A 16,010-nucleotide genomic window follows, 5' to 3' on the forward strand; every position below is an offset into this window, starting at 1 on the left:
GCCTCAATGTTTTGAATTGAGTTGGCTATCAAGTAATTTTGTGCTTCAATAACTAAAAAAAGTAATTTATATGTCTTCATTAGAAACTACCTATGTGCCATACAAAGTTAAAGATATTTCTTTAGCAGAGTGGGGTCGTAAAGAAATAGAATTGGCAGAAGCTGAAATGCCGGGTTTAATGTCCTTGCGTCAAGAATTTGGTGCATTAAAACCATTAAAGGGTGCTCGTATAGCGGGATGTCTACACATGACTATTCAGACTGCTGTTTTAATTGAAACCCTCGTTGAGTTAGGTGCTCAGGTATCTTGGTCATCTTGTAACATCTTCTCTACACAAGATCACGCTGCTGCGGCAATCGCTGCTGCTGGTATTCCTGTGTATGCTTGGAAAGGACTAAGTGAAGAAGAATTCAATTGGTGTATTGAACAAACCTTATTCTTCGGAGAGGAACGCCAACCCTTAAATCTTATTCTAGATGATGGTGGAGATTTAACGAACATGGTTTTCGATCAATTCCCAGAATTAATTGACGGAATTAAAGGGTTATCCGAGGAAACGACAACGGGCGTTCACCGCTTGTATGAAAGAATGAAAAATGGAACTCTTCATTTACCCTCGATTAATGTGAATGACTCGGTGACTAAATCTAAATTCGACAATAAATATGGTTGTCGCGAATCTTTAGTGGATGCTATACGTCGGGCTACTGATTTAATGTTGGCTGGAAAAGTGGCCGTAGTAGCAGGTTATGGTGACGTTGGTAAAGGTTCCTCTGAATCTTTACGTTCCGCGGGCGTGCGTGTGATTGTAACTGAAATTGATCCAATATGTGCCTTACAAGCAGCGATGGAAGGTTTTGAAGTGAAGAAAATGGCCGATGCGATTAAGGAAGCAAATATTGTTGTGACCACAACAGGGAATAAAAATATTATTCGTGCTGAACACTTCAAAGCGATGAAAGACAAGACAGTGGTGTGTAATATTGGCCACTTTGATAATGAAATCGATGTAGCCTGGTTAAATTCAAATTACGGAAATACAAAGATTGAAATTAAACCACAAGTTGACAAGTATACCATTGATGGAAAGGATATTATCTTATTGGCAGAGGGCCGATTAGTAAATTTAGGATGTGCTACTGGCCACCCTTCATTTGTAATGTCGAATTCATTTACCAATCAGACTTTAGCACAATTAGAACTTTGGACCAATACCAGCCATTACGAGAAAAAAGTGTATACTTTGCCTAAGCATTTAGATGAAAAGGTTGCACGCTTACATTTAGCTCATATAGGTGTTGAATTGGAAGTCCTTACAGAAGATCAAGCGCAATATATTGGTGTGACAGTAGATGGTCCTTATAAGCCAGAAGCTTATCGTTACTAAGAAATAAAAATTAACGATTAAGAGCTTTCGGCAAACTATGATTCTTGATTATAAATCGGAATTTAATTTGAAGATTCTCTCTTAACCATTCTGAAAATGAATAAAGGTCCAGATTCTTAATGAATTGGACCTTTATTATTTGCAAAAATTCGCTTGTTAAGGCAACTTTTCATTTTTTTTCTTTAAATAATTTTTTACAGCATTCAGACCATTCATTAAACGTTGCTGTCTTTGCCCACCTACTAGAGAGTAGGTAGATCCTAAATTCTCGAGCTCGTTTTTCCAGGTGTTTAAGAAATATTCTCTTTGATTAGGAAAATCTCGCATAGGGTCATCCTCCCATGCCAAATCAATGTCCATCAAAAGATAAAAGTCATATTTTCTGCGCTTGATTTCCGTAGTGACCTCACTAGGGGTATGCTTGAATAGGTAATCACACCATATTTTTACCGTTAAAATAGTCGTGTCACAAAATAAGAGTTTGGGTTGGCTTGAAAGAATGGCGTCTTCCAAAGCGAGTTGCCCATAAAACATATTTAGTTCATCCTGTGGCGTATAATTTCGATTTAAATTCTGGCAATAGTATCGGGAATATTCGGGGACACAAAGGCTGTCAAATTCCTTAGCTAGAAACTTTGCCATAGTTGATTTGCCGGTAGATTCAGGACCAACTATTGCTATCTTTAAGATGTTTTGATGTTCAGTATTCATAGCGCTGCAAAACTACTGAAAATTCTGGTAGGTTTTTCGCCAATCTCTAAAGCCATAATATGCAATTATGGCAAAAGCTAAGTAAAGTACAGCGGTTAAAATAAGTCCTTTGTGAAGATATAATGGGATGTAACAAAGGTCAACAAAGACCCATAGAAGCCAGTTTTGTAATATCTTACGGGTCATCAAAAATTGAGCAACCAAACTAATGGAAGTACAGAATCCATCCGCAAATGGCACATCAGAATCTGTTACCTTTGTCAATAATTGGGTGAAAACAATTGTTAAAACTGAAATGATATAAAGGGTAAAAAAGAATTCCTTCGCCTTTAGAGAGTTTATTGGTTTTTCCTTAGAGTGCGCGCGTTTGTCCCAATAATACCAACCATAAACTGCTGTGCTTAGAAAATAGATTTGCAAAAGGGCATCTCCATAAAGTTTATTTTGAAAAAAAATATAAAGATAGGATAAAACTGAAATGATGCTAATTGGCCAACTCCAAATATTCTGTTTGGAAGCCAGATAAACACATATGAATCCACTAATGGTGGCAATCCATTCTAAAAGACTGGTTTGAATGAATTGTTGATAAATTTGAGAAAGATAATCTTGCATTCTTCATCTTTGTATTTTTAAAGTTAGCAATACTTAAGGAAGAAAATGCAATAGACTTATGACTTATTGTACTAGTTTGTTTGCGCAATTGGTGCTAGCAAAGGATTCTGGCTTTGCTTTGAATATGAACCCCATACCCAATATATATCCCATTGCATCTTTCAGTGCTGTGTTGGATTTGAAATTTGGGTTGGTGTTAATGTCGGCATGGACTTCGAGATCGATTTTGTATTGATCTAACAATGGACAAAGTTGGTAGGCTGTTTCAATGGATTGTTGTACTTCCATTAACATTCGCTCTTTAATGGTCATTTTTTGGGATTTACGGAATTTATTGATAAACATAAATCCTCCCCGATGCTCGCGTAGAAACACGATAACTGTTGCGAATTCGGTGATTCCACGTTTGACTTGAGAATCTGTTCCGATGAAAACTTTTAGTTGGTTACCGGCATTGTTTTCACGTAAAATAGTTTCTTCAACAGCCGTACATATTGAGCTCTTGATGCTCTCCCCATTGTATTTTTGCCAATTCATAGTTTGCTTGTTTTTTTGATAAATTTAATGTTATCCTATTCATTTTCATTAATTTGTGTATTAAGTAATTGCTAATTATTTATTGTCTTAAGACGTTGCTTTAACGCTTATTGTTTACAGCCGAATGCTAGATCTCCAGCATCTCCAAGACCGGGAACAATATAAGATTTACTGGTAAGTTCATTGTCAACAGATCCAATCCAGAGATGAGCTTCTGGTAAAAAAGCACGTACATGTTGTAAGCCCTCCTCGGACGCTATCACGGTTGCAATGTGCAATTCCTTGATCGAATATTCGGCAAGAAGGTCTTTGCAACACAACACCAAACTTTTTCCTGTAGCCAGCATAGGGTCCGCCATAATTACCACCCTTTCATCCAAATTCGGTGTATTCTGATATTTTTTTTGAATTTCAAATTCACCGCTTTTTTTAGTATGTCTAAAGGCTGCAATGAATGCACTATCCGAACCATCAAAATAATTTAGTAATCCCTGATGAAACGGAAGACCAGCGCGTAATATGGTCGCAATGACGGGTTGCTCTGCTAGTAAGTGTGTGTTGGCGATACCAAGTTGTGTTTCCACGTCTTGGTTATAGTACTTTAAGGTTTTACTAATCTCATAGGCCATTATTTCGCCTACACGCTCAAGGTTTCTTCTAAAACGCATACGATCCTTTTGGATGTTAACATCTCTTAGTTCGCTCAGAAAATGATTGACTAAGCTGTTTTGTTTTGTTAAGATTGTGACCATAGCAAAAGTCTTATTTACAAGCAAATTACTAATAATTTTTTGCATTAATAGGAGGACAAAATATATTAATGGGATATGGAGATAAATTTTAATAACTTAGTTTCAGGAGAGAAAAAACATGAAATTTCAAATTACATCGGAATATAAGCCCACTGGAGATCAACCTGCAGCTATTGAACAATTGGTTACCTCCGTTGATCAAGGTGAAACCTACCAAACGTTACTTGGTGTCACAGGCTCAGGAAAAACCTTCACTATTGCTAATGTTATCCAACAGACTCAGAAACCTACTTTGATTTTAAGCCATAATAAAACACTTGCGGCTCAATTGTATGGAGAATTTAAACAATTTTTCCCTGATAATTCAGTCAATTATTTTGTTTCATACTATGACTATTACCAACCTGAGGCTTTTATTGCTTCCAGTAATACCTATATCGAAAAGGATTTAATGATTAACGAAGAAATTGAAAAGCTCCGATTAGCGACAACATCTTCCTTAATGTCTGGAAGGAGAGATGTTATTGTGGTATCGTCGGTTTCTTGTATTTATGGTATGGGAAATCCCGAAGATTTTTCACGCTCTATCTTCAGGTTTGGTGTAGGTACAGTTATTAGTAGAAACGCATTTCTGCATCGTTTGGTGGAAATTTTATACGCCAGAACCACCTCGGAATTCAAAAGGGGAACATTCCGTGTGAAAGGTGATACGATTGATGTTTATCCGGCTTACTTAGATACTGCTTATAGAATTTCTTTTTTTGGAGATGAAATTGATGAATTAAGTGAGATCGATCCGGTTTCTGCAAGGACTATTCAAAAACATGAGAGTTTGGCTCTTTTTCCAGCGAATTTATTTGTGACACCCAAAGAGAAGTTTACGGAATCCATTTGGGCTATCCAAGAGGAGCTGGTGGTTAGAAAAACTCAATTGGAGAACGAAGGAAGGATGCTAGAAGCAAAACGCTTAGAGGAACGGGTGAATTACGATTTGGAGATGATGCGTGAGCTCGGATATTGTTCAGGAATTGAAAATTATTCCCGCTTTTTTGATGGAAGACAGCCCGGGATGCGCCCATTCTGCTTATTGGATTATTTTCCGGAAGATTATTTATTAGTCATTGATGAGAGCCATGTTACAATTCCACAATTAAGGGCAATGTATGGTGGAGATCGATCTCGGAAAATATCTCTTGTTGAGCATGGTTTTCGACTTCCGGCAGCGATGGATAATCGTCCACTTAATTTTCCTGAATTTGAGGCTTTGACTAATCAGACCATTTATGTTTCAGCAACACCAGGTGATTATGAATTGCAACAAACTGAAGGTGTGGTTGTTGAACAAGTAATTAGACCGACTGGATTATTAGATCCGCAGATAGAGGTAAAACCGGCTATCAATCAAGTTGACGATTTTTTGGAAGAAGTAGAGAAAACGATAAAAGAAGGGGGGCGCGTTTTGGCAACAACCTTAACCAAACGAATGGCTGAAGAGTTAACCAAATACATGAACCGACTCAATATTAAAGTGCGATACATTCACTCTGAGGTAAAAACATTAGAGAGAGTTGAAATATTAAGAGGGCTTCGATTAGGGGAATTCGATGTCCTTGTCGGTGTGAATTTATTACGCGAAGGTTTGGATTTGCCGGAGGTCACCCTGGTTGCGATTCTAGATGCGGATAAAGAAGGGTTTTTGAGATCGGTAAGATCTCTGATTCAAACGATTGGACGAGCTGCCCGTAATGACAAGGGGAGGGTGATTATGTATGCCGACAAGATGACCGATAGTATGCGGATAACTATAGATGAAACCAATCGCAGAAGGGAAAAGCAAGTGGCTTACAACACTTTGCATGGCATCACCCCTAGGACTGTTGGTAAAACTAGGGAAGAGATTATGGAACAAACTTCGGTAGCTGATTTCAATGGTGAATCCAAAATATATACAGAACCTGATCCGACTAAGGCTGTCACCGCAGATCCTTTAATCCAATTTATGAATGAAAAGGAGATGAAAAAGGCAATTTTAACAGTTAAAAAACGGATGGATAAATCTGTAAAGGAGTTAGACTTTTTAGAAGCTGCGAAATTGAGGGATGAAATGTTTGCTTTAGAAAAGGCATATCAAGAAAAATTCGAGACAAAAACTTCTTGAGCATTACGCTCAATCGATTTGCAATAGATTTTTAAAAAAATAAAATTTTACAATCCTATTTATAAATCAAAAATAGGATTGTAAAATTTTATTTAGCCAAATGTCTACAACAATCTACCTGGAAATTGATTAACATGATCAATCGTTAATTGTTGCATAAGCTGATAGAGTTGTGCTTTAAATAGATTGATTGCATGATTTCCCCCTTGATCTCCCAAGGCTCCTACAGAATACATGAAAGGTCTTCCCATAAAATTGAAATCTGAACCAACGGCATGTGCTCTGCCTAGATCTACTCCAGAGCGGATTCCACCATCCAACATAATTTTAATTTTGTCCTTATATTGATTGGTTCTGGTCAAACGAATGAGCGAATGAATAGAGGATTCGCCCGCATCAATTTGTCGTCCTCCGTGGTTGGAAACAATAACACCATCAACTCCAATAGCTATCGCTGCTTGCATATCTTCTTCTGTGGTTATACCCTTTAGCACTAAAGGACCTTTCCAAATATCTCTAATTGCTTTGACCTTATTGATATTTACTTTTCCTGTAAAAGTTTGATTCATGAACTTGCCAAGCTGAGTCAAATCAAGCCCTTTTTCCATGTATGGCTTTAGCGTGGCAAAGGAAGGAATTCCATGTTTTAATGTTCTAATACCCCATTCTGGACAAATCAATGCTTGTAGAATATTATTAATATTCATCTTTGGAGGCATAGACAGCCCACTTTTGATTTCTTTATACCGTAGTCCAAAAGAAGGTACATCCACTAGTACCACCAACACCGGACATTCTACGGCTTGAAGCCTTTTTAAAATGTCATCTCTTAGCCGATCCTCAGTCGGATGATAAAGTTGGAACCATGCTTTGCCCTGAGAGACCTCCGCAATACGTTCTATACTACTCGTTGAAACTGTACTTAAGGTGTAGGGGATGTTGTGTTCAGCAGCTGCTTTAGCCAATATTTCGGGTGCGTTTGGCCACATCAAACCTTGCAAACCAATAGGAGAAATTCCGAAAGGTGCTGCGTAGCGATGTCCAAAGAGTTCCACAGACATATCAATCTCATGGCTCGTTTGTAAGTATTGAGGCTTTAATAAAATATCATCAAAGTCACTTTCATTTCTTCTTAAATTCAGTTCCTCATTACATCCACCCTGCAGGTAATCAAAGGCAAACTTTGGAATTCGCCATTTGGCACGTTTTTTTAAATCAGCAACTGAAGGAAAATTGGAGTTGTAAGAGAAGCTTATTTTTTTGTTCATTGGTTTAATTTCTTATTGGCCTATTTTTTATAAATTTCGACAATATAAATGGTTATACTGTCCTGTACCATATGGTTTTAAAAATTACAATATCAATTTTTGAATTGCGTATTTATTATTAGATTTTCCATAAAATAGGATGTATTCGACCTTTGTACCCAATCCCCATGTTCCTTCTTTTAATTTGAGAAATATCCTTTCTAATCTTAATTTAACACCATTTACAGAGGTAATAATGTATGGGCTTCCATTTTTTGGAATATGTAAATACAGTTTTTGCTCAGGTAGAGATATAATCTTTAACTCAAAACTATTGTTTTCCAATTCTTCAGATTTGATACCATAAGCATATCTTTTCTGAATATTTGTGAGCGATAGAATTTCACCATCATTTTCAAAAAGTTGTCTAAAGACTAGGATAGGTGTTTTTCGATTTAACTCTTTTTTCGTATCCAAATTAAGGGTATAGACATAGGTATTTGTTGACCGGTTGTGTTGGATATAAAACATTAGATCATTTACGCCCTTTGGCTCAGGATAATTATCCTGAGAGAAGGCCATGCCGTATACGAGGAACAGAAAGATGTTAATGGTTAACCTTCTCATCGTTTTTTTCTGTTAAGATACTGAATTTGGATTAAGGATAAGTGAATCAAAAATAAAGTTTTCCATCTTAATCGTTAGGGCAAAGGTTGCCATCTAAAAATATTGAGAAACCTAGTCGTTATCTGATCCTTCTTGCTCAACCTAATACATTCTATATACCATTTTATGAAAAATTTAAAAAAAAACAGTCCGACTTTTTACGTACGGACTGTTTAAATAAAGTGTTTTTGGTGTTTTACTCAGCTCTTAAAATTTTGGCAGCCTCCACCATAGATTCTAAAGCAGCCTTCGTTTCTGGCCAAGCACGGGTTTTTAATCCACAGTCTGGATTAACCCATAATTGTTCAGCAGGAACTACAGCTTTAGCTTTGCGAAGCAAATCTACCATCTCCTCTGTACTAGGAACGCGTGGTGAGTGAATATCATAAACACCAGGACCAATATCATTTGGATATTTAAAGTCTGCAAAAGCATCCAATAACTCCATCTGAGAACGAGACGTTTCAATTGTGATCACGTCTGCATCCATCGCGGCAATGTCTTGAATAATATCATTGAATTCAGAATAACACATGTGTGTGTGAATCTGAGTATCGTCTTCTACATTGGATGAAGATACGCGGAAAGAACGTACTGCCCAATCTAAATAAGCTTGTTGATCAGCTTTACGTAAAGGAAGGCCTTCTCGAATTGCTGGTTCGTCAATCTGAATAATTTTAATACCCGCTTTTTCTAGCGCTTGAACTTCATCTAAAATTGCTAGAGCGATTTGGTAAGTCGTTGTTGAACGAGGCTGATCATTACGGACAAATGACCACTGTAGAATAGTAACTGGACCAGTTAACATTCCTTTTACAGGACGATTTGTTAAAGATTGTGCATATGATGACCAACGTACAGTCATGTCTTGAGGTCTGTAAACATCTCCGAAAATAATTGGAGGTTTCACACAACGAGAACCGTAGGATTGTACCCATCCATTTTGAGTGAAGGCATAACCTGCCAATTGTTCACCAAAATATTCGACCATATCATTTCGTTCGAATTCACCGTGTACCAATACATCGATATCTAGTGATTCTTGTAAACGAATAGTTCTTTCCGTTTCCTCAGAAATTTCTTTATCGTATTGCTCTTGTGTGATTGCGCCTTTTTTCAAATCCGCTCTCCATTTACGCACATCCTTGGTTTGAGGGAAAGATCCGATAGTTGTCGTTGCATAAGCTGGTAAACCAAATTTTGCTTGCTGCGCTGCTTTACGATCGTTAAAGATTGATGTACGTTTTGCATCCTCATCAGTGATGTTGCTAACGCGATTCTTAACCTCTGGTTTATGAATCAATGGTGAAGTTCGGCGACTTTGAGCAGCTTCTTTGTTGGCTTGGTACCGGTTTTGAGTGTCTGAATCAACTTCCCCCTCAGCTAGGATTGCCAAGTCTTTTACTTCGGCCAATTTTTGTTTAGCGAATGCTAACCAATTTTTTACCTCTGTTGGTAAAGATTCTTCATTTTTCTCATTATCTAAATCAAACGGAACATGTAATAAAGAAGATGAAGGAGCTACCCAAACACGGTCTTTTCCTAATGCTTGAATCGCTTGATTAATTTTCTTTAATGAATTTTCGTAATCGTTTTTCCAAATATTACGTCCTTCAACAACGCCTAATGATAAGGTAAGGTTTGCAGGAATTTTGGTTAATATGGTGTCGAGCTGATTTTCACCACGAACTAGATCTAAGTGCAACGCATGTACAGGAAGGTTAACAGCAATATCTTCATTGTCACGTAATGCCTCGAAATAAGTAGCAACAATTAATTTTACACCATTAGCAGCTTTACTTAATTTTTCATATACATTTACGTAAAGTGCACGTGTCTGATCATCAATGTCCAATGCTAAGAATGGTTCATCGATTTGAACATATTTTGCCCCTGCTTGAGCTAATTTGGTAAGGATTTCTTGGTAAACAGGCAATAAATTATCGATTAAATCGATACGATTAAAATCTGTTTCTTTTTCTTTTCCTAATAATAAGTAAGAAATTGGACCAATAAAAACAGGTTTAGTTTCAATGCCAAGTTTCTTTGCTTCGTTGTATTCACTTAAGAATTTTTCAGAAGTTAATTTGAATTCTTGGTTTTTTACAAATTCAGGAACCAGGTAATGGTAATTGGTGTCAAACCATTTTGTCATTTCCATAGCAGTGACATCAACACCACCTTCTTGGAAACCACGAGCCATCGCAAAATATAAATCTAAATTATACTGACGGTCGATTTTGTTTAATAATGAATGATAACGTGATGGAATAGCCCCAACAGTTAATGATAAGTCTAAAACTTGATCATAAAATGAGAAATCATTGGAAGGGATCAAATCGATGCCGGCATCTTTTTGAGTCTTCCAGTTGCTTTCACGGATTTTTAGTCCAGCTTGCAATAATTCTTCCGCGCTGATTTTCTTAGCCCAATAGGCCTCATTAGCTTTTTTCAATTCGCGGAATGCGCCCACGCGTGGGTAACCTAAATTGTTTGTTAATAACATAAAGTATTATACTAAATTAATTATACTAAAATCGTTTGCTAAGAGAAGGCTCCCAAAGAATTATGAGGCCAGCTTATCTTTCCCTTTTCAGGTAGAATGTAGCACCTTGTCAAGTGACAGGTTGCTAAGGCTTCATCGGGTCTAGTCCCTCTGCCTTTCTCTATAAGCGGAGGCTAAGGTATGAATTAGATCTTTAATTCCCAAAAAAAAGATTGGAATTGTATAATCATAAAGAATGATGGAGTTGATCTTTCTTTTAAAAAGTGCCTTTAACAACAAATAGACTCTGTTTTTGATAGAGTCTATTCGTCGATTTATTTTACAATCTATTTTTATAGATATTGGAGCTTTAGCTAACAAGCAGTTTGTACCCTTTTCCATGTACATTTACAATTTCTACATTAGGATCTTCTTTTAGGTATTTTCTCAATTTACTAAGAAAAACGTCCATGCTCCGTCCCGTGAAATAATTATCATCATGCCATATTTTGATCAATGCTTCTTCACGCGTTAACACATCATTTTTTTTGATACACAATAACCTCATCAGCTCAGCTTCCTTTGTGGAGAGCTTTTGTTGCTGGCCTTTAAAAGAAATGATTTGACTTGTGTAGTCAAAAAAGTAATCTCCAATTTCAAATTTGTCTAATATTTCTTCTTCCTTATCCTTAGCTGCTCGCTTCAATAGTGCGTGAATTCTCAATAACAACTCCTCAACGCGGAATGGTTTTGTAATGTAGTCATCACCACCTAACTCAAAAGCTTGCGTCTTATCTTCCATCATTCCTTTTGCAGTTGCATAGATGATAGGTACTGTTTGATTTATTTTTCGAATATCTTTACCTAAAGAAAAACCGTCCTTTTTTGGCATCATGACATCCAAGATGCAAAGATCAAATTCATCTTTTCTAAAAGCATCCATCGCTAGTTGACCGTCGGCGCATAATACGACATCAAACTTCCCTTTTAATTCAAGATAATCTTTAAGCAATTCCCCCAAATTCGGGTCATCTTCTGCTAATAATATTTTTTGATTCATATTTTTTTTATCTAAAATTTAAGCAACTTCCCGCGATGCGTTTTTTAACGGGAGAACTACTTCAAATTGCGTGCCTTTATCTTTTTCACTTCTGACCGATATCTTCCCGTTTAATCTTTTTATAATATCATACACATAGCTTAGCCCCAGCCCAAACCCTTTTACATTGTGTATATTGCCGGTAGGTATACGGTAGAATTGGTCAAATATTTTTTCTGATTGATCTTTTGTCATTCCGATTCCCTTATCCGTAACCGTGATGATAACGTTTTTATCTCTGTTGAAAGACTTTACCGTAATTTCAGGTTTATCCTTGCTATATTTAATGGCATTATCTACCAAATTATATAAAACATTTGACAAATGCAGTTCATCTCCTACGACTAAGTCGTGTTTAGCATCCAATTCTATGTGCATTGTGCCATTCGCTTTTTCGAGTTGAAGTTTCATGCTTTCTAAAACTGCTGAAGCCAAATCGTTTATTTTTACATTTGTTCGTTCTATTTTTAGATTCTCTTTTTCCAATCTGGCAATATTGAGAACCCTTTCAATATGAGAGCCCAGACGGACATTTTCATCGTAGATGATGGTCGCCAGTTTGTTTACTCGTTTTCCATCAGCTGAGATTTCAGGATCTCGCAAAGATTCACTGGCAATCATAATGGTTGCAACGGGAGTTTTAAATTCGTGAGTCATGTTGTTGATGAAATCTGTTTTCATCTCTGAAATCTTCTTTTGCCTAAAGATAATCAATAAAGTATAGGCGAAACAACCTATCAATAAAGCTAGTAGGGCAATGATTGTCGGAAAAAGCCAATATCCCATAGTGTCTGCAATTATACTTCCTTTATTGGGGAAATAGATACTCAGAACACCAGGAGGTTTACCTTGATCACCCTGAAATAGTTTTGCGGTATAGATCGTAGGATTGCTGGTCTCTTTTAAGTTTTCTTTTTTAAATTGAAAAACTCCTTGAAAAACCGCTGGAGAGTTTTTAGAATTTTTTACCTGCATGACAAAGGAAGAATTGATCCCTCGATCAGATAGTTCATTAACCAATAAATCCAAGACAAAATCTTGATTCAAGCGCTTGGATAATGGTCTTTTAGATAATTCCAACCCAATTGCGACATCTTCTACCACCGAACTTTTTTTACCCCCTATGATAGCCACCGTATCAAATAAAGTAAAAGCCCCGTCCAATTTAAGCTGAGTCAGCTTCGCTAATTTTTGTTCTAATTCTATGATTTCAGAAACGAGTTTCATGTTCGTCCTCGGAGGAAGCGTGACCCAACGGAAACTTGTTGCAGTTTTGTGGTATCCGTTGAATTCCGGGATGATATATCGTGTACTATCGTCCCTTGGTTCAACCATTGGAATGGCCTTAACGGCATCAATTTTTGCATAAGGCTCCAGGGTCATGTCTGGAGATATTTCTTGTTCTAAAGTGATGATGATGAGGTTTCTATATTCTTTTCTTCGAATATAGGTTTCAAAAAAGCTGTTTTCGATAGGGATATTTGAGTATCTAGTATTCAAATCTTTTTCAAGTTCGCTGAAATTTCTTTGATAAATAAAGACATCCTGTTGCAGCTTTTTGATTCGTTCTTGATAGGCCACTTGTTGAGCAAGAATCTGTTCCTTTTGTTTTTGTCGCTCTTGATTTAACCTATAGCGTTCTTGATTGATTCTGCCTTGTTCTCTAGCAAAATCGAATATTTCTTTTCGTTCTATTTTGCTTACTACGGAGGCCAACGCAGCTTTAACTGCTTCATCAAATATTTTTGATTTTTGCCTAAAAGATTCCCTGACAAAATAAAATTGCATTGCCATAACAGCAATTAAGGCAAAAGACATTAGCCAGATAATAAGCGCGATACTCCTCTTTTTCATTTGTTACAAAAGTAATAAGGGAAAGGTGCTAATTTTCTCCTTTAACACATTTTAACAATGATATCGTTTTTTTTTTGGACTATTTGGATTGTTTTTTTACAAAATTCATTTTTTTCAGGCATGAATAGTTTATCCAAAAATGGAATTAAAGAATGCATTGTCTGTAATCCATCGGGAAAAATAGCCAAAGGTTTTACTTTGGTAAAAACAAAAAAATAGCCAGATTCGAAAATATTCTTTTTCAAATCTGGCTAAACACGTAGTGCTGAATAAATAGTGAAAGTTATTTCACCTCAGATACGCGAATTGTGTTTGTTCTACCTTTGGCATGAAGCGGCGTAGAAGAGGTGTTAATTACAATTTCACCTGGTTCTACCAAATGGTATTGTTTTAACAGTCCATTTACATCTTGAATAGTACCATCTGTACTTTCGTATTTTTCATATATAAATGCTTTTACACCCCAGACTAAACTTAAGGTGCGCAACAACGTTTTATTTCCTGTAAACACATAGGTGTCAGCATTCGGTCTGTAACTTGAAATTTCAAATGCTGTGTATCCCGAGTCGGTCATTACAGCGATTGCTGAAGCTTTTGTTTTTTCCGCTAAAAAGATTGAGGAGCTGCAAATTGCATCTGGAATACGTGTAATGTCCACTGTTCCTAATGCTTCCTTATCACTGTAATACGGATACGAGGTAGCCTCTACATGTGTAATAACTTTTGCCATTGTTTCAATAACTATTTCAGGAAATTCACCTACCGAGGTCTCTCCACTTAACATCACAGCATCGGCACCATCAATTACAGAGTTTGCTACATCATTCACCTCAGCACGCGTTGGACGAGGAGTTGTAATCATACTTTCCAGCATCTGGGTAGCAATAATTACTGGTTTAGATAGATTACGACATTTCTGTACAATAATTTTTTGTAAACCGGGAACTTCTTCCATTGGCATTTCAACACCCAAATCTCCACGAGCAACCATGATCGCATCTGTTGCCTCGATAATAGCATCAATGTTTTCTATGGCCTCTGGTTTCTCAATTTTAGCGATAATTTTAGCGTGTGATCCTTTTTCTTTAATAATCGCCTTTCCTTGGTAGATATCTTCCGCTGAACGTACAAATGACATTGCAATCCAATCTGCTCCATGATCTAAAGCAAAGTTTAAATTATCTAAATCCTCTTCAGTTAATGATGGGATAGAGACTTTAGTATTTGGTAAATTTACCCCTTTTCTAGATGTTAGAATACCACCATGTACAACCTCACAGGTAACGGTGTCTTTGTGATTGGTGTTGAGAACACGGAGTTGTAGTTTTCCATCATCTAAAAGGATGATTTCATTTTCTTTAACATCATTAGGGAAATTGGTATACGAGATGTAAATGCGTTTTTCATCTCCTATTAATTCATGAGTTGTGATTTCGATTTTGCTACCATTAACTAAAATCGCTCCGCCCTCTTTCATTTTGCCGATTCGGATTTTTGGTCCTTGTAAGTCGGCTAAAATACCTACGTTAAATGGATTTTCTTGATTAATTTCGTTAATGGTGTTAATCACTTTTAAGTGATCTTCTTGACTTCCATGTGAAAAGTTAAGGCGACATACATCAACGCCTTTAGCTATCATGCGGGTTAATACATCTTTGTTAGAAGAAGCTGGTCCTAATGTAGCTACAATTTTGGTCCGCTTTTTTAATTTATCCATTTAAATTATTTTTTAAATTTTCACTCTTAAGTATCATCTTTCGTTTTAATTTCTCCCCAGTATAAACGAATTATAGGTTTATGTGTAAATCGTACACTATCTAAATATTCCGCTAAAATATTAGATTTTCTTTAGATTTCAATATACTTGGATCTATTTCTTTTACAAGCAAGATTTCAGGTATGGATTTTATGTTATCAATGAGGGTCGTTAAATCTTCATCGTCAATATAGTGTTTTATTATTAAGAAATAGTCAAAACTCGATATTTCAGGGATTAATAATGTTCCTTTCAAAGATCTGTTACTCATCAAATAATATTCAAACTCAAAGGTAGAATCATGATACCGAAAAGTACTAAAATAGTGTTGTACACTAGGTTTGTTCTTTTTGTTCTCATAAATGATATGGTAGTCTAATTCATCTTTAGGTTTTTCTTTTTTATTTCCATTGTGATCAATATGATCTTCCCTGCCATGTACAAACTTAAGTCCAGAGTGCTTGTTTATAAAATGACAAAGACGGTAATCTTTCAGGACAGAACTGATTCCTATTAAAATAAAATCAAGTTCTAAATCAAAGTCAGTTTCAAGTCTAAATGTAATTTTGCTCAAGTCAGTAATGCTAAAGGATTCCGATACAAATCTATGGATTTATGAAGTTTTAATCAGATTTTTAAGTAAAAAAATTAATAATTATACATTAAGTTTGTAAAACTATTTTTGTTTTAGTATCATTGAATAAGGTTAATATATAGGCTGTTGAAAAACATTTATATGGGTG

At 36.2% G+C, this 16,010-nt stretch carries 13 protein-coding genes and 1 riboswitch; of the genes, 2 read left to right on the forward strand and 11 right to left on the reverse strand.

The window, feature by feature from the left end; translation table 11 throughout:
* The first annotated feature begins 70 nt into the window (after nt 1-70).
* Nucleotides 71-1,387, forward strand: coding sequence for an adenosylhomocysteinase (gene ahcY / locus AC6CHH_RS06365; protein ID WP_498280921.1), 1,317 nt, complete (start codon nt 71-73; stop codon nt 1,385-1,387).
* Nucleotides 1,388-1,543: 156 nt separating this feature from the next.
* Here the strand turns inward: ahcY and AC6CHH_RS06370 are convergent, their stop codons facing one another.
* From AC6CHH_RS06370 to upp, 4 genes are all read right to left on the reverse strand, one after another.
* A complete protein-coding gene (locus AC6CHH_RS06370) occupies nt 1,544-2,098 on the reverse strand; it encodes an AAA family ATPase (RefSeq protein WP_498280923.1) in 555 nt (184 codons plus the stop codon).
* Nucleotides 2,099-2,110: 12 nt separating this feature from the next.
* Entirely contained in the window at nt 2,111-2,713 is a 603-nt protein-coding gene (gene pnuC, locus AC6CHH_RS06375; RefSeq protein ID WP_498280925.1) for a nicotinamide riboside transporter PnuC, read from the reverse strand.
* Nucleotides 2,714-2,776: 63 nt separating this feature from the next.
* Complete coding sequence (locus AC6CHH_RS06380) at nt 2,777-3,250, reverse strand: ribonuclease H-like YkuK family protein (protein ID WP_498280927.1); 474 nt, start codon at nt 3,248-3,250, stop codon at nt 2,777-2,779.
* A gap of 107 nt (nt 3,251-3,357) precedes the next feature.
* A complete protein-coding gene (upp, locus tag AC6CHH_RS06385; RefSeq protein ID WP_498280929.1) occupies nt 3,358-4,002 on the reverse strand; it encodes a uracil phosphoribosyltransferase in 645 nt (214 codons plus the stop codon).
* Nucleotides 4,003-4,120: 118 nt separating this feature from the next.
* Between upp and uvrB the strand changes: the two genes are divergently transcribed.
* Entirely contained in the window at nt 4,121-6,160 is a 2,040-nt protein-coding gene (gene uvrB / locus AC6CHH_RS06390) for an excinuclease ABC subunit UvrB (protein WP_498280931.1), read from the forward strand.
* Between the two features lie 104 nt (nt 6,161-6,264).
* On the opposite strand, the gene AC6CHH_RS06395 is transcribed toward uvrB, so the two are convergent.
* From AC6CHH_RS06395 to AC6CHH_RS06425, 7 genes are all read right to left on the reverse strand, one after another.
* A complete protein-coding gene (locus tag AC6CHH_RS06395) occupies nt 6,265-7,428 on the reverse strand; it encodes an alpha-hydroxy acid oxidase (RefSeq protein WP_498280933.1) in 1,164 nt (387 codons plus the stop codon).
* 84 nt (nt 7,429-7,512) lie between these two features.
* Nucleotides 7,513-8,034, reverse strand: a complete 522-nt coding sequence (locus tag AC6CHH_RS06400) for a DUF4833 domain-containing protein (protein ID WP_498280935.1) — start codon at nt 8,032-8,034, stop codon at nt 7,513-7,515.
* Nucleotides 8,035-8,269: 235 nt separating this feature from the next.
* Nucleotides 8,270-10,579, reverse strand: coding sequence for a 5-methyltetrahydropteroyltriglutamate--homocysteine S-methyltransferase (gene metE / locus AC6CHH_RS06405; protein WP_498280937.1), 2,310 nt, complete (start codon nt 10,577-10,579; stop codon nt 8,270-8,272).
* A gap of 70 nt (nt 10,580-10,649) precedes the next feature.
* Nucleotides 10,650-10,748: riboswitch (SAM riboswitch) on the reverse strand.
* Nucleotides 10,749-10,928: 180 nt separating this feature from the next.
* The gene (locus AC6CHH_RS06410) at nt 10,929-11,618 is read right to left on the reverse strand and encodes a response regulator transcription factor (RefSeq protein WP_498280939.1); all 690 of its coding nucleotides are present in this window, start codon (nt 11,616-11,618) and stop codon (nt 10,929-10,931) included.
* 18 nt (nt 11,619-11,636) lie between these two features.
* The gene (locus AC6CHH_RS06415) at nt 11,637-13,511 is read right to left on the reverse strand and encodes a sensor histidine kinase (protein WP_498280941.1); all 1,875 of its coding nucleotides are present in this window, start codon (nt 13,509-13,511) and stop codon (nt 11,637-11,639) included.
* 283 nt (nt 13,512-13,794) lie between these two features.
* A complete protein-coding gene (gene pyk / locus AC6CHH_RS06420) occupies nt 13,795-15,228 on the reverse strand; it encodes a pyruvate kinase (RefSeq protein WP_498280943.1) in 1,434 nt (477 codons plus the stop codon).
* 112 nt (nt 15,229-15,340) lie between these two features.
* Entirely contained in the window at nt 15,341-15,841 is a 501-nt protein-coding gene (locus AC6CHH_RS06425; protein WP_498280945.1) for an IPExxxVDY family protein, read from the reverse strand.
* Nucleotides 15,842-16,010 lie beyond the last annotated feature (169 nt).

The sequence above is a fragment of the Sphingobacterium sp. GQ94 genome (genome assembly GCF_059758715.1).

What these genes read in the sequence shown, in the direction of transcription:
- AC6CHH_RS06395 (WP_498280933.1), bottom strand. Translation starts at nt 7,428, where the DNA reads ATGAACAAAAAAATAAGCTTCTCTTACAACTCCAATTTTCCTTCAGTT.
- ahcY (WP_498280921.1), top strand. Translation starts at nt 71, where the DNA reads ATGTCTTCATTAGAAACTACCTATGTGCCATACAAAGTTAAAGATATT.
- upp (WP_498280929.1), bottom strand. Translation starts at nt 4,002, where the DNA reads ATGGTCACAATCTTAACAAAACAAAACAGCTTAGTCAATCATTTTCTG.
- AC6CHH_RS06410 (WP_498280939.1), bottom strand. Translation starts at nt 11,618, where the DNA reads ATGAATCAAAAAATATTATTAGCAGAAGATGACCCGAATTTGGGGGAA.
- uvrB (WP_498280931.1), top strand. Translation starts at nt 4,121, where the DNA reads ATGAAATTTCAAATTACATCGGAATATAAGCCCACTGGAGATCAACCT.
- AC6CHH_RS06415 (WP_498280941.1), bottom strand. Translation starts at nt 13,511, where the DNA reads ATGAAAAAGAGGAGTATCGCGCTTATTATCTGGCTAATGTCTTTTGCC.
- AC6CHH_RS06380 (WP_498280927.1), bottom strand. Translation starts at nt 3,250, where the DNA reads ATGAATTGGCAAAAATACAATGGGGAGAGCATCAAGAGCTCAATATGT.
- pnuC (WP_498280925.1), bottom strand. Translation starts at nt 2,713, where the DNA reads ATGCAAGATTATCTTTCTCAAATTTATCAACAATTCATTCAAACCAGT.
- AC6CHH_RS06370 (WP_498280923.1), bottom strand. Translation starts at nt 2,098, where the DNA reads ATGAATACTGAACATCAAAACATCTTAAAGATAGCAATAGTTGGTCCT.
- pyk (WP_498280943.1), bottom strand. Translation starts at nt 15,228, where the DNA reads ATGGATAAATTAAAAAAGCGGACCAAAATTGTAGCTACATTAGGACCA.
- metE (WP_498280937.1), bottom strand. Translation starts at nt 10,579, where the DNA reads ATGTTATTAACAAACAATTTAGGTTACCCACGCGTGGGCGCATTCCGC.
- AC6CHH_RS06400 (WP_498280935.1), bottom strand. Translation starts at nt 8,034, where the DNA reads ATGAGAAGGTTAACCATTAACATCTTTCTGTTCCTCGTATACGGCATG.